The sequence below is a fragment of the Streptomyces sp. YKOK-I1 genome (assembly GCF_054660435.1).
On record NZ_BAAGDR010000001.1, the window covers coordinates 2,979,118 to 2,993,427 of the forward strand.

Sequence of the window (14,310 nt, forward strand, 5' to 3'; positions counted from 1 at the left end):
TGTGTGCGTCTCTGCACGGAAGTCACATGTTCAAGCCCCCGCCCGCCCGGTTACTTTCGGGGACATGGAGAACCTGATCCGCCCCGTGATCGTGGTCGGCGGCTCGGTCCTGCTGACCGTCCTCATCGGCTGGGCCACCGACCTACTGCTGCGCAAGGCCGACGCCCGGCACAGTGAGACACCGCTGTGGGGTCTGCTGCGGCGCGGCCGCATCCCGTACCAGCTGGTGCTCTGCGCGGCCCTGCTGAGAGGCTCGTACGACCAGGCGAAGCTGCTGGAGGACCATCGCACCGGCATCGGCCAGGCGCTCACCCTGGTGCTGATCGGCTCGGTGGCCTGGCTGGTGATCCGGATCGCGGCGGCGGTCGTGGAGACGTCGTACTCCCGCTACGCGCGCGTGCACCGCGATCCGGCGCGGGTGCGGCGGGTGCGGACCCAGGTGTCGCTGATCATGCGGGTGGTGTCGGCCGTCGTCGGGGTGATGGCGGTGGCGTCGATGCTGCTGACGTTCCCGGCGATGCGGGCGGCGGGCGCCTCGCTGCTGGCCTCGGCCGGCATCCTCGGCATCGTCGCCGGTGTGGCCGCCCAGTCGACGCTGAGCAATATGTTCGCGGGGCTCCAGATCGCCTTCGGGGACATGGTGCGCATCGGCGACACGGTCGTGGTGGACGGCGAGTGGGGCACCGTCGAGGAGATCACGCTGACCTTCCTGACGGTGCGGACCTGGGACGAGCGCCGGATCACCATGCCGGTGTCGTACTTCACCTCCAAGCCGTTCGAGAACTGGTCGCGCGGGACGCCGCAGATGACCGGCATCGTCTACTTCCACGTCGACCACACGGCGCCGGTGGACGTGATGCGCGAGAAGCTGCGGGACATCCTGCGCGAGTGCCCGGCCTGGGACGGCCGCGCCTGCGGGCTGGACGTCACGGACACCACCCCGAACACCATGCAGGTGCGGGCCCTGGTCACCGCGAAGGACGCCGACGACATCTGGAAGGTCCGGGTCACGGTCCGCGAGCAGATGGTCCGCTGGCTGGCCAAGGAGCACCCCTACGCGCTGCCCCGCGTCAACACGGCGGACGCGACACCGCCGCCGGCCCGGGTCCCCGGCCAGTCCGCCTCCTCCGCCTCCTCGGACGGGGCGGCGGCGCACCACCCGTGACAGGAGAGGCTCAGTTGCCGCGTTCGGCGCCACCGTTGACCTGGACGACCTGCGAGGTGATGTGCGCGGCGCCGGGCGAGGCGAGCCAGTGCAGGGTGGCGGCGACGTCCCCGGGCGTCCCCGCCCGCCCGTCGAAGGTCTCACCGACCAGCCGCTCGCGCCGGGCGGGGTCGATGGCCTCGCCGAAGAACCCGGTGTCCTCGATGTAGCCGGGCGCGACGGTGTTGGCGGTGATCCCGCGCGGGCCCAGCTCCCGGGCGAGATCGCGGGCGTACGGGTGCAGCGCGGCCTTGGCACCGGCGTACGCCCCGCTCCCGGACCCGCGGTAGGCGGCGATGGAGCTGACGAACAGCACCCGTCCGCCCGGGGAGGCCAGCCGGTCCTTGAGGGCCTCGGTGAGGAGGGCGGCGGTGAGCGTGTTGATCCGGAAGTTCACGGTCCAGTTGTGGGCGACCCGGTCGAGTGGATCCTCACTGCCGCTCGGCTGCTCCAGATGCCCGGCCCCACCGGCGCTGTGCACCAGCACGTCGACGGTCCCGAACTCCTCCGCGACGAACCGGGCGACCCCTCTGACCTCCTCCACCCGGCTCAGATCGGCGGCACGGACCAACGCCCCGTCGACCCCGGCCTTCTCCAGCACCTCCAGCCGCCGCCCGAGCAGCAGCACCCGATCCCCGTCGGCCGCGAACACCCTCGCCGCCGCAAGCCCGATCCCCGTACCACCACCGCTGATCACGACGTTACGTGCCATGATCCGAGCGTAACCAGGGAAAGCCGCCGACGAGCCGCAACCACGAAAGGTCGGCCCGCCTCTCAGCCGACCGAACGGGCGGTGCGCGGGTGGGAGACTCACCGAAGGCTGCGCACGTCCAGCTGACGCAGCACCCGGTCCACCACCTCCGGATCCGCCCCCGCCTCACTACGCGCCGCCAGCACCTCGTGCCGAGCCGCACTGAGCAGCTCCCCCTGGATCCGCCGCACCCGCTTCAGCCTTCGCACCCGCGCGTCATGTCCCTCCCGCCGCTCCTCCTCCCCCATCTCGGGACTGATCCGCACCCCGATCTCGAACGCCCGCCGCAGCATCTGCTCGCTCAGTTCCTCCGGCACCTCCTCCACCTCCTCGATCTCCCGCAGCCTGCGCTTCGCCGCCTTCGCCGCCCGCACCGCCAGCTCCCGCTCGAACGCCTTCTCCCGCTCGGTGTCCGCCCGCACCCCGAGCCGTTTCACCAGCCACGGCAGGGTGAGCCCCTGCAGCACCAGCGTCGCCATGATCACCCCGAACGCGACGAAGATGATCTCGTCCCGGTCGGGAAACGCGTCCCCCGCCTCCGTCTCCAGCGGAATCGCCAGCGCCAGCGCGACCGACGCCACCCCCCGCATCCCCGACCACCACATGATCACGGTCTCCCGCCAGCTGAGCGGGATGTCCTCGTCGTAGTCCCGCCGCGCGTGCAGCCGTTTCGTCAGCCAGGTCGCCGGCAGCAGCCACGCCAGCCGTACGACGATCACCACGGCCGCGACGATCCCGGCCCAGCCGAGCATCTCGCCCCAGCGCCCGGACGCCGTACGGATCGCGTTGTGCAGTTCGAGCCCGATCAGCCCGAACGCCACCCCGGTCACCAGCGTGTCGACGATGTCCCAGAAGGCGTGCCCGGCGAGCCGGGTCAGCACGTCGTCGGGGTCGGTGGCGTACTCCGCGAGGAACAGCGCGCAGGTCAGCACGGCGAGCACACCGGAGCCGTGCAGCTCCTCGGCCAGCACGTAGGCGGCGTACGGCACCAGCAGGGTGAGCCCGATCTGGAGGGTCGCGTCGCCGAGCAGGTCGAGCAGCCGGTTGGCGCCCCAGCCGAGCCCGACGCCGACGGCGACCGCGACCACGGCGGACAGCACCAGCTCCAGGGCCGCCTCACCGGGCACGAACTCGCCGCTGACGGCGGCGGTGATCGCCACGTGGTACAGGACGATGGCCGTCACGTCGTTGAACAGTCCCTCGCCCTCCAGGATGGAGACGAGCCGGCGCGGCAGCCCGAGCTGTCCGGCGACGGCGGTCGCGGCCACCGGGTCGGGCGGCGCGACCAGGGCGCCGAGCGCGACGGCGGCGGCGACCGGCAGCCCGGGGATCACCGAGTGGGCGACGGCGGCCACACAGACCGTGGTGACGAACACCAGCGCCACGGCCAGCAGGAAGATGGGCCGTTTGTTGGCGGCGAACTGCCGCCACGAGGTGCGCCGTACGGCCGCGTAGAGCAGCGGCGGCAGCACCAGGGGCAGGATCAGGTCCGGCGGGACGTCGACGTTGGGCACGAAGTCCATCACCGCGAGGACGATCCCGAGCAGGGTCATCAGCACCGGCGACGGCAGCCCGAACCGGTCCCCGACCGGGACGCTGACCACGGCCCCGAGCAGCAGCACGAACAGCAGGGCCAACTGATCCACGGGTGGCGCTCCGGACGGCTAGACGATCAAGGGCATCCCGGCGTCCAGCCTCGCACGCGCCACCGTTCGCTAGAGAGAACGCCGCATGGACCGGTGCGGAATCCCCGCCTCCAGCTCCTCGGGGCCGTACGCCGCGTATCCCAGCCGTTCGTAGAAGCCGAGGGCCTGGGTCTGCGCGTGCAGGTCGACGGCCGTGAGCCCCCGCGCGCGGGCCGCCTCCTCGACGGCCCGCACCAGCGCGACCCCGACCCCGAGCCCGCGCGCCTCCCGCGCCACGGCCAGCCGCCCCAGAGACCCGACCGCGAGGTCGCCGCCGGTCCGGTCCGCGGCCGCCGCGCCGAACAGCAGCCGCCCCGTCCCGAGCGGGGTGCCGTCCGCGCGGACCGCCAGCACATGCACCGCTCCGGCGTCGTGCTCGTCGTACTCCAGGTCCTCCGGGACGCCCTGCTCGCGGACGAAGACCTCCTTGCGCACCGCGAAGCACGCCTCCAGGTCGGCGGGGTCCCCGGCGACGCGCACCGTGTACACGGGCGTGCCGCTCATCCCCAGGTCTCCTCGCGGACCTGGTCCAGGGCCTTCTGGAGGTCGGCCGGGTAGTCGCTGGCGAACTCCGCCCACTGCCCGTCCCCGGGGTGCTCGAAGCCGAGCCGCACGGCGTGCAGCCACTGGCGGGTCAGCCGCAGCCGCTTGGCGAGCGTCGGGTCCGCGCCGTAGGTCAGGTCGCCGACGCAGGGGTGGCGGTGAGCGGACATGTGGACGCGGATCTGGTGCGTGCGGCCGGTCTCCAGCTTCACGTCCAGCAGGGAGGCCGCGCGGAAGGCCTCGATCAGGTCGTAGTGCGTGACGGACGGCTTGCCGTCGGCGACGACCGCCCACTTGTAGTCGTGGTTCGGGTGGCGGCCGATGGGCGCGTCGATGGTGCCGCTGGTCGGGTCCGGGTGGCCCTGCACGAGCGTGTGGTAGCGCTTGTCGACCGTGCGCTCCTTGAACTGGCGCTTGAGCGAGGTGTACGCCCGCTCCGACTTGGCGACCACCATCAGGCCCGACGTGCCCACGTCGAGGCGGTGCACGATGCCCTGGCGCTCGGCGGCGCCCGAGGTGGAGATCCGGTAGCCGGCGGCGGCCAGCCCGCCGATGACGGTGGGGCCGCTCCAGCCGGGCGAGGGGTGCGCGGCCACACCCACCGGCTTGACGATCACGACGACGTCGTCGTCGTCGTGCACGATCTCCATGCCCTCGACGGGCTCGGCGACGATCTGCACCGGCGCGGGCGCCTGGGGCATCTCGACCTCCAGCCAGGCCCCGCCGTGCACCCGCTCGGACTTGCCGACCACCGAGCCGTCGACCGAGACCTTCCCCGCCGCGGCGAGCTCCGCGGCCTTGGTGCGGGAGAAGCCGAACATGCGGGAGATGGCGGCGTCGACGCGCTCGCCCTCCAGACCGTCCGGCACGGGCAGGGTACGGATCTCGGGAATCGTGCTCACCCGTCGAGTATGCCGGACGGCTCCGGCACCCCCGTACGGACCTGTGGACAACCGTCCCGCGGCGGGGTCAGTCCTTGTGGACGGTCCCGTCCGGGTCCAGCCCCTTGAAGGACAGCAGCACGATCAGGATGCCGCCGCACACGATCGCCGAGTCGGCGAGGTTGAAGACCGCGAAGTGCTTCGGCGCGATGAAGTCGACGACCGCGCCCTCGAACACACCGGGAGAGCGGAAGATCCGGTCGGTGAGGTTGCCCAGCGCACCGCCCAGCAGCAGGCCCAGCGCGATCGCCCAGGGCAGGCTGTAGAGCTTGCGGGCGAGCCGCGCGATGACCACGATCACCGCCGTCGCGATGACGGTGAAGATGATCGTGAAGGCCTCGCCGAAGCCGAAGGCCGCGCCCGCGTTGCGGATGGCCTCGAACCTCAGCCAGTCCCCGACGATCTCGATCGGTGCGTGGTGCTCCAGCTTGGCGACCACGATCATCTTGCTGACCAGGTCGATGGCGTACGCGAACCCGGCGACGGCGAAGAGCACGGCGATCCGGCGCTTGCCCCTGGGCCGCGCCTCGGTGCTCTCCTGCCCGTCCGGGAGGTCCGGGCCGGACGACTGCTCCGGCTCGGCTCCCGCCGCCTCTGGGATGTCCGGCGTACCGATGATGCGCTCCGCCTCTGCCACGTGAGTCCCTCAACCTAGGTACCTGACTGAGGACGAGGGTACGACACGCCCCCGCACCGGCACGCGATCAGTACCGGCGCTCCTGTTTCTGCTTGCACTCGACGCACAGCGTGGCCCGGGGGAAGGCCTGCATCCGCGCCTTGCCGATGGCCTTGCCGCAGTTCTCGCAGAGGCCGTACGTACCGGCGTCCAGCCGCTCCAGGGCGTGCTCGGTCTGGATCAGCATCTCGCGCGCGTTGGCGGCCAGCGCCAGTTCGTGCTCGCGCGTGATGTTCTTCGTCCCGGTGTCCGCCTGGTCGTCGCCCGCGCCGTCCCCGGAGTCCCGCATCAGCCCCACCAGGGCCGTCTCGGAGGAGGCCAGTTCGGCCCGCAGCCGCTCCATCTCGGACTGGAGCTCGGTACGGGCCTCCTCGACCTCCTCGGGGGTCCAGGGCTCCTCTCCGGGGCGTACCGCGAGCTCGCCCGGTTCCACCGCGGCGAGGCGCGCCTTGGGAACGGCGTTCTTCGCCGCCGTGGCCGTGCCAGGAGTCTTCTTCGCAACCACCTTCGTGGCTCCCGTCTGCTCCGCGGCCGTGGCCGCGCCCACCTTCTTGGCCGTGCTCTTCTTTCCCGCACCCGCCGCCGCCACGCCCTCGGCGCGCGCAGCCTTACCACCGGCGACCGCCTTCCTGCCGCCCGCCTTCTTCCCGGCCGCCTTCTTCCCGGCCGCCGCGGAGCCTCCGGCCTTCTTGGCCGCCGCCTTCTCGGCAGCCGCAGAAGCCCCGGTCCTCTTACCTGCCGCCCCCTTCCCGGCAGCCGTGTCAGGGACGGCCCCCTTCCCGGCAGCCGCCTCGGAAGCAGCCGCCTTCCCGCCGACCACCTCAGAAGCAGCCGTCTTTCCACCGGCCACCTCAGAAGCCGCAGCCTTCCCGCCGGCCGCCCCGGAAACGCCCGCCTTCTTCACAGCCGCCCCCCTCTTCCCGGACGACTCAGAAGCCACCGCCTTCCCACCAGCCGACTCGACAGCCGTCACCTTCCCGCCAGCCACCGCGGAGGCCGCAGCCTTCCCGCCAGCCGACTCAGAAGCCGTCGCCCTCTCGCCGGACGACTCGACAGCCGTCACCTTCCCGTCGGCGACCCCGGAGGCCGCCTTCCTGGTGGTCGTGTGGGGAGCCGTCGTCCGGTCGGTGGCGGCCTTCTTCCGCGTCCCCGCGGCACCGGCCTCCCGGGCGGTGGCGGCAGGCTCGCCCCGGGGCGACTTCTCCCCGGTGGTCCTCCTGGCAGGGCTCCTGCGCCCTGCCCGCTTCCCGGCAGCGCCCTTCACGGCATCCGCCGACCGTGCGGCCCTCGCCTGCGCCGTCGGCTTGTCGGCAGTCGCCTTCGGCTGCTCGGCAGTGGTCTTCTTCGCCACCATGGCCGCGGCCCCTTCACATATGGTGATCTTGCGCGCGAATCGTGCTGGGACGATAAATCGACTTGAGAGCCGCGGCAACGGGGCACACCGCCGAAATCGCCCGCCTCGCGCACGCCACGCGGTCGGCCTGCCTGCGTTGTGCCCAGCTCCCCGGCGGGTAATCCGCCCGGCCGACCACCCCGGGACCCGAACCCGCGTACCCCGCCGCGGGGCCACCAATCGGGTCACCCCGCGCCGGTCCGACCGCCACGCCCGGAGACCGCGAAAACCGGTCGGCCGCTGTCCGTGCGGCGCCGTACACTGGGCGGAGCGAAAAGCGTGGATGGGGACGAGTAGCGGCGTACGCAGCCCAGAGCGACCCGGGGACGGTGGAAGCCCGGGGGCGAGCGCGACGTGAAGATCACCCCGGAGCCGCCGGAGGAAAGCCCGCACGGGGCGAGTAGAACCGGCATCGCGACCCCAATGAGGGGGCTCACCGGAGCGCAGGGCGCACCGGAGGGCCAAGGAGGGTGGTACCGCGGGAGCGCGCCGCACACGGCGTAGGACACGAAGGCTCTCGTCCCTCCGACGGAAGGCAGTACGTCCGCCGGAGGAAGATCGATGACGCAGTACCGACAGGTGCCCGCCCAGGTCGACCTGCCCGCCCTCGAGCACGCCGTGCTCGATTTCTGGCGCGAGCAGAAGATCTTTGCCAAGAGCCTGGAGCAGTCCGAGGGCCGCCCCGAGTGGGTGTTCTACGAGGGCCCGCCCACCGCCAACGGCATGCCGGGCGCCCACCACATCGAGGCGCGCGTCTTCAAGGACGTCTTCCCCCGCTTCCGCACCATGCGCGGCTACCACGTGGCCCGCAAGGCCGGCTGGGACTGCCACGGCCTGCCGGTGGAGCTGGCGGTGGAGAAGGAGCTGGGCTTCGCCGGCAAGAAGGACATCGAGGCGTACGGCATCGCCGAGTTCAACGCCAAGTGCCGTGAGTCCGTGCTGCGCCACACCGACGCCTTCTCCGAGCTGACGACCCGCATGGGCTACTGGGTCGACCTCGACGACGCGTACGTCACGATGGACCCCGAGTACATCGAGTCGGTCTGGTGGTCGCTGAAGGAGATCTTCACCAAGGGGCTGCTGGTCCAGGACCACCGCGTCGCCCCCTGGTGCCCGCGCTGCGGCACCGGCCTGTCCGACCACGAGCTGGCCCAGGGCTACGAGACGGTCGTCGACCCGTCCGTGTACGTCCGTTTCCCGCTCACCTCCGGTCCGCTGGCCGGCCAGGCCGCGCTCCTGGTGTGGACGACGACCCCGTGGACCCTGGTGTCCAACACGGCCGTGGCCGCGCACCCCGAGGTCACCTACGTCGTCGCGACGAAGGGCCCGGAAGGCACGGAGAAGCTCGTCGTCGCCGAGCCGCTCGTGGCCAAGGCGCTCGGCGAGGGCTGGGAGACCACGGGCCAGACCTTCACCGGCGCCGAAATGGAGCGCTGGACCTATCAACGTCCGTTCGAGCTCGTGGAGTTCCCGGCCGAGGCGCATTTCGTCGTCAATGCCGAGTACGTCACGACCGAGGACGGTACGGGCCTGGTGCACCAGTCCCCCGCGTTCGGCGAGGACGACCTCAAGGTCTGCCGCTCCTACGGCCTGCCCGTGGTCAACCCGGTCCGCCCGGACGGCACCTTCGAGGAGTCCGTCCCGTTGGTCGGCGGTGTCTTCTTCAAGAAGGCGGACGAACGGCTCACCGAGGACCTCCAGCAGCGCGGCCTCCTCTTCCAGCACATCCCGTACGAGCACAGCTACCCGCACTGCTGGCGCTGTCACACCGCGCTCCTCTACTACGCGCAGCCGTCCTGGTACATCCGCACCACCGCGGTCAAGGACCGTCTCCTCCAGGAGAACGAGAAGACCAACTGGTTCCCGGACACGGTCAAGCACGGCCGCTTCGGCGACTGGCTGAACAACAACATCGACTGGGCGCTCTCCCGCAGCCGCTACTGGGGCACCCCGCTGCCGATCTGGCGCTGCGAGGACGACCACCTCACCTGCGTGGGCTCCCGCGCGGAGCTGTCCGAGCTGACCGGCCGCGACCAGTCCGAGCTGGACCCGCACCGCCCGTTCATCGACGACGTCACCTTCGCCTGCCCCCAGGAGGGCTGCGGAAAGACGGCCACACGCGTGCCGGAGGTCATCGACGCCTGGTACGACTCGGGTTCGATGCCGTTCGCGCAGTGGGGCTACCCGTACAAGAACAAGGACCTGTTCGAGTCCCGCTACCCGGCGCAGTTCATCTCCGAGGCCATCGACCAGACCCGCGGCTGGTTCTACACGCTGATGGCGGTCGGCACGCTGGTCTTCGACAAGTCCTCCTACGAGAACGTCGTGTGCCTCGGCCACATCCTCGCCGAGGACGGCCGCAAGATGTCCAAGCACCTGGGCAACATCCTGCAGCCGATCCCGCTCATGGACCAGCACGGCGCCGACGCGGTCCGCTGGTTCATGGCGGCCGGCGGCTCCCCCTGGGCGGCCCGCCGCGTCGGCCACGGCACCATCCAGGAGGTCGTCCGCAAGACGCTCCTCACCTACTGGAACACGGTCGCCTTCCAGGCCCTGTACGCCCGTACGTCCGCGTGGGCGCCCAGCGCGGCCGACCCGGCCCCGGCCGAGCGCCCGCTGCTCGACCGCTGGCTGCTCTCCGAACTGCACGCGCTCACCGACCAGGTGACCCAGGCGCTGGAGGCGTACGACACCCAGCGCGCCGGCAAGCTGCTCTCGGCGTTCGTCGACGACCTGTCCAACTGGTACGTCCGCCGTTCGCGCCGCCGCTTCTGGCAGGGCGACAAGGCCGCGCTGCGCACCCTGCACGAGGTCGTGGAGACGGTCACCAAGCTGATGGCCCCGCTGACCCCGTTCATCACCGAGCGGGTCTGGCAGGACCTGGTCGTGCCCGTCACCCCGGGCGCCCCGGAGTCCGTGCATCTCACCTCCTGGCCCGAGGCCGACCTGACCGCGATCGACCCGGAGCTGTCGAAGCAGATGGTCCTGGTCCGCCGTCTGGTGGAGCTGGGCCGCGCCACGCGCGCGGAGTCGGGCGTCAAGACGCGCCAGCCGCTGAGCCGGGCCCTGGTCGGCGCGGCCGGCTTCGACGCGCTCTCCCCCGAACTGCACACGCAGATCACCGAGGAGCTGAACGTCGAGTCCCTCGCCTCCCTCTCCGAGGTGGGCGGGTCGCTGGTCGACACCACCGCCAAGGCGAACTTCCGGGCCCTCGGCAAGCGGTTCGGCAAGCGCGTCCAGGACGTGGCCAAGGCCGTCGCGAACGCGGACGCGGCCGCGCTGTCCCTCGCGCTGCGCGAGGGCACCGCCTCGGTGGACGTCGACGGCGAGACGATCGCCCTCGCCCCCGACGAGGTCATCATCACCGAGACCCCGCGCGAGGGCTGGTCCGTCGCCTCCGACTCCGGCGCCACCGTCGCCCTGGACCTGGAGATCACCGAGGAGCTGCGCCGCGCCGGCCTCGCCCGGGACGCGATCCGGCTGATCCAGGAGGCCCGCAAGAACAGCGGCCTCGACGTAGCCGACCGCATCGCGCTGCGCTGGACCGCGACCGACCCGGCGACCGTGGACGCGCTCACCGGTCATGCCGGGCTGATCGCCGACGAGGTCCTGGCGACGGACTTCGCCCAGGGCGAGGCGGAGGAGACGTACGGCACCCCGTTCACCGACGAGGGCCTCACCCTCACGTTCCGCCTGCGCAAGGCATAAGGCGCACGGCGCACGGCGTAAGGACGTACGAGAAGGGCCCGGTCTCCTGGAGGCCGGGCCCTTCTCCTGCCTGCGCTGTCGTCAACACGCGTAAAAAGGGCGGGACCCCGGATCGGAATCCGGGGCCCGCCCTTTGAACGCTGCCGACGCCTAAGGCGTACTACTGGCCGTCAGTTGTCGTCCTCGTCGATGAGGAAGCCACGCATCGGCGAGGGAGCCTGGCCCATCGGGGAGGGACCCTGCGGACGAACCGGTGCCATCGGCTGAGTCATGGCCGGGGACATCTGCTGCTGCCCGCCGTAGGACGGCGCGGCGGGGCTGGGCGCGCCCATGCCCGAACCCATGCCCGAACCCATGCCGGACCCCATACCCGGAGCACCGGAGCCGTAGGACGGCGCACCGGCGCCGGCCGGAGCCATGGAGGGCGCCGGGGACGGCGGCAGGGAAGCGGCGGCCGGGGTGCGCGGCGGAGCGAGGGAGTCGTCGGCCTGGGTCTCCAGCTGACGCAGCTGGGACTCGAGGTACGACTTCAGACGCGTGCGGTACTCGCGCTCGAAGCCGCGCAGGTCCTCGACCTTGCGCTCCAGCGTGGCGCGAGCGGACTCCAGGGAGCCCATCGCGACGCGGTGCTTCTCCTGCGCGTCCCGCTCCAGGGCGTCGGCCTTGGCACGGGCGTCACGCTCCAGACCCTCGGCACGCGAACGCGCCTCACCGACGATCTTGTTGGCTTCGGAGCGGGCCTCGGCGATCGCCTGGTCGGCGGTCTGCTGGGCCAGCGAGAGGACACGGGCGGCGCTGTCGCCACCGGGGCCCTGACCGGGGCCACCCATCGGACCGCCCATGGGACCACCCATGGGGCCGCCCATCGGGCCACCCATCTGCTGCTGCATCGGGGGCTGACCGCCCATCGGGCCACCCATGGGGCCCTGGCCCATCGGACCCTGGCCCATCGGGCCGGGACCCTGCGGACCACCCTGACCGCCGGGGCCGGCGGGCAGCTGCGGGGCACCGCTCGGCAGCTGGGGCGGGCCACCCATGGGGCCACCCATCTGCTGCTGCGGCGGGCCCGATATGCCGGCGGGCACCGGGGCGCCGGGACCTCGCATGCCCTGCTGGGGCATTCCCTGCGGGGGCATGCCCTGCGGCATTCCCTGCTGGGGCATCCCGCCCTGCTGCATCCCACCCTGCTGGGGCATGCCGCCCTGCTGCATCCCACCCTGCTGGGGCATGCCGCCCTGCTGCATCCCACCCTGCTGAGGCATGCCGCCCTGCTGGTCCTGCGGCTCCGGAGGCTTGCGCATGTTCTGCTGGTTCTGGGCAGCAGCGCGCGTGGCCGCGGCCAGTTTGGCGCGCAGGTCCTCGTTCTCGCGGAGCAGGCGGGTCAGTTCGGCTTCGACCTCATCGAGGAAGGCATCGACCTCGTCCTCGTCATAGCCTTCTCGGAGGCGGACGGTCGTGAACTGCTTGTTCCGCACGTCCTCGGGGGTCAACGGCATCTCTTCACCTCAACGTAGTCGTCGGCATCGGCAAGACGGTAGTTCACATCGCTCACAGCCGGCTCACGATCGAGATCAGGATGTAAACAATGATCATCAGTACGAAGAAGGACAGGTCGAGCGCCACGCCCCCGAGACGCAACGGCGGAATGACTCGCCGCAGAAGCTTGAGCGGTGGATCGGTGACAGTGTAGGTGGCCTCCAGAACGACCACCATCGCCTTGCCGGGTTGCCATGAGCGGGCGAACTGGAAGACGTAGTCCATGACCAACCGGAAGATGAGCACGATGAGGAACACCATCAGCGCGATGTAGACGACATCCAGGACCACGCTCATGTTCGGTGCTTCCCTCTCCCCTGTTTCCGTGCCGCTCTGTACTGCGGTGTACTTCTTTGTACTGCTTTTTCCGGTCTTGCGTCTCAGCTCTGGTTGAAGAACCCGCCCTCTGCGATGCGGGCCTTGTCCTCCGCCGTGACATCGACGTTAGCAGGAGACAACAGGAACACCTTCTGGGTCACCCGCTCGATGCTGCCGTGAAGACCAAACACCAAACCGGCCGCAAAGTCGACAAGTCGCTTCGCGTCTGTGTCATCCATCTCAGTCAGATTCATGATCACCGGGGTGCCCTCACGGAAGTGTTCCCCGATGGTACGGGCCTCGTTGTAGGTCCGGGGGTGAAGCGTGGTGATCCGGTACGGCTCTCGTTCCGACACGACCTTGGGCATGATCACCGGTGCGTTCTTCTCCAGGGACTGACGTTCTTGTGTGATGGATGCCACGGGCGCGATGCGCGCCGGACGCCCGGAATCCGCGGCGAGCGAGGCGGAACGGGCCACCGGCTCGCGCGGCGCGGGCGGCTGCACGATTCGCACCTCTTCGTCCCTTTGGGACTGGTGCGCTCCGTGCGACTGGTGGGACGGCTCGTGTCGCCGGTGGTCCCGCTCGGGTTCCGGGTCGAGCTCGGGTTCGAAGTCGTCATCGGGGTCGAAGCCCCGGCCGTCGTACCCATCGTCCTCCACGAGGCCGAGGTAGACCGCCATCTTGCGCATCGCGCCGGCCATGCTCTGAGTCCTCCGCTCTGTGGTGGATCGACTTTTCGACTGCCAAGTCCCGCGATCCACGTGGCCCTTGTGCCCGCCTACGGCGGTAATGACCATATTTTCTGCTGTGGTCCGACTTCCTGGCGACGTTACCCGAGCCTGGGGCGGACTCCGAGTACCGCAGTGCCGACGCGTACATGTGTCGCCCCGGCAGCCACGGCCTCCTCGAGGTCCGCACTCATCCCCGCGGACACCATGTTCGCACCGGGATGGGCTCGGCGCAGGTCAGTCGACAAATCCATCAACCGCTCGAACGCGGCGCGTTGGCGTCCGGCGTATTCACCGGTCAGAGGTGCGACGGTCATCAGTCCGGCGAGTCTCAGTCCCGGCGCGCCGGCGACCAGAGCGGCCAACTCCTCGATCCCGCCGGGCGCCACGCCGCCCCGGTCCCCGCGCCCGCTCTCGCCGGCGTCAAGAGCGACCTGGATCAGGCACCCGACCTCCCGCCCGGCGCGCACCGCCTCCTTGGACAGCGCGCCCACCAGCCGGGAGCGGTCCACGGACTGCACGTAGTCCGCGTAACCGACCACGGATCGCACCTTGTTGGTCTGCAACTGGCCGACGAAGTGCCAGGAAAGCGACAGGTCCGAGCAAGTCGCGGCCTTGGGCGCGGCGTCCTGGTCCTTGTTCTCGGCGACGTGCCGCACCCCGAGGTCGGCGAGGATCCGCACGTCGTCGGCCGGGTAGGTCTTGGTGACCACGATCAGGGTCACGTCCTCCCGTGCCCGGCCGGCGGCGGCGCATGCGCGGGCGATGCGCTCCTCCACCTTCGCCAGGTTCACGGCGAGTTCGTCCTTACGGTCCGTCATGCC

At 70.9% G+C, this 14,310-nt stretch carries 12 protein-coding genes; 2 read left to right on the plus strand and 10 right to left on the minus strand.

What is annotated here, in order from left to right; translation table 11 throughout:
• The first annotated feature begins 64 nt into the window (after positions 1–64).
• Entirely contained in the window at positions 65–1,165 is a 1,101-nt protein-coding gene (locus tag ACYQ8Q_RS12860) for a mechanosensitive ion channel family protein (protein WP_460064588.1), read from the plus strand.
• A gap of 10 nt (positions 1,166–1,175) precedes the next feature.
• On the opposite strand, the gene ACYQ8Q_RS12865 is transcribed toward ACYQ8Q_RS12860, so the two are convergent.
• The 6 genes from ACYQ8Q_RS12865 to ACYQ8Q_RS12890 form a co-directional block, all read right to left on the minus strand.
• Positions 1,176–1,916, minus strand: a complete 741-nt coding sequence (locus ACYQ8Q_RS12865; RefSeq protein WP_460064590.1) for an SDR family NAD(P)-dependent oxidoreductase — start codon at positions 1,914–1,916, stop codon at positions 1,176–1,178.
• A gap of 98 nt (positions 1,917–2,014) precedes the next feature.
• Positions 2,015–3,601: a Na+/H+ antiporter gene (locus ACYQ8Q_RS12870; RefSeq protein ID WP_460064592.1), complete on the minus strand. Its 1,587-nt coding sequence runs from the start codon at positions 3,599–3,601 to the stop codon at positions 2,015–2,017.
• Positions 3,602–3,670: 69 nt separating this feature from the next.
• On the minus strand, positions 3,671–4,144 hold the full coding sequence (locus ACYQ8Q_RS12875; protein WP_460064594.1) for a GNAT family N-acetyltransferase: 474 nt from the start codon (positions 4,142–4,144) through the stop codon (positions 3,671–3,673).
• Entirely contained in the window at positions 4,141–5,085 is a 945-nt protein-coding gene (locus tag ACYQ8Q_RS12880) for an RluA family pseudouridine synthase (protein ID WP_460064595.1), read from the minus strand. Before ACYQ8Q_RS12880 ends, ACYQ8Q_RS12875 begins: the two co-directional genes overlap by 4 nt.
• 67 nt (positions 5,086–5,152) lie before the next feature.
• Positions 5,153–5,761, minus strand: coding sequence for a signal peptidase II (gene lspA, locus ACYQ8Q_RS12885; protein WP_358987907.1), 609 nt, complete (start codon positions 5,759–5,761; stop codon positions 5,153–5,155).
• 67 nt (positions 5,762–5,828) lie between these two features.
• The gene (locus ACYQ8Q_RS12890) at positions 5,829–7,154 is read right to left on the minus strand and encodes a TraR/DksA family transcriptional regulator (protein WP_460064596.1); all 1,326 of its coding nucleotides are present in this window, start codon (positions 7,152–7,154) and stop codon (positions 5,829–5,831) included.
• 600 nt (positions 7,155–7,754) lie between these two features.
• Between ACYQ8Q_RS12890 and ileS the strand changes: the two genes are divergently transcribed.
• Positions 7,755–10,901 carry an isoleucine--tRNA ligase gene (gene ileS, locus ACYQ8Q_RS12895; protein ID WP_460064597.1) on the plus strand — a complete coding sequence of 1,049 codons (3,147 nt, stop codon included), beginning with the start codon at positions 7,755–7,757 and terminating at the stop codon, positions 10,899–10,901.
• Between the two features lie 170 nt (positions 10,902–11,071).
• On the opposite strand, the gene ACYQ8Q_RS12900 is transcribed toward ileS, so the two are convergent.
• From ACYQ8Q_RS12900 to ACYQ8Q_RS12915, 4 genes are all read right to left on the minus strand, one after another.
• A complete protein-coding gene (locus ACYQ8Q_RS12900) occupies positions 11,072–12,397 on the minus strand; it encodes a DivIVA domain-containing protein (RefSeq protein ID WP_460064599.1) in 1,326 nt (441 codons plus the stop codon).
• 52 nt (positions 12,398–12,449) lie between these two features.
• The gene (locus ACYQ8Q_RS12905) at positions 12,450–12,734 is read right to left on the minus strand and encodes a YggT family protein (protein ID WP_020129925.1); all 285 of its coding nucleotides are present in this window, start codon (positions 12,732–12,734) and stop codon (positions 12,450–12,452) included.
• A gap of 83 nt (positions 12,735–12,817) precedes the next feature.
• A complete protein-coding gene (locus tag ACYQ8Q_RS12910; RefSeq protein ID WP_460064602.1) occupies positions 12,818–13,459 on the minus strand; it encodes a cell division protein SepF in 642 nt (213 codons plus the stop codon).
• Between the two features lie 128 nt (positions 13,460–13,587).
• Entirely contained in the window at positions 13,588–14,307 is a 720-nt protein-coding gene (locus ACYQ8Q_RS12915; protein ID WP_460064604.1) for a YggS family pyridoxal phosphate-dependent enzyme, read from the minus strand.
• Between the last annotated feature and the right edge of the window lie 3 nt (positions 14,308–14,310).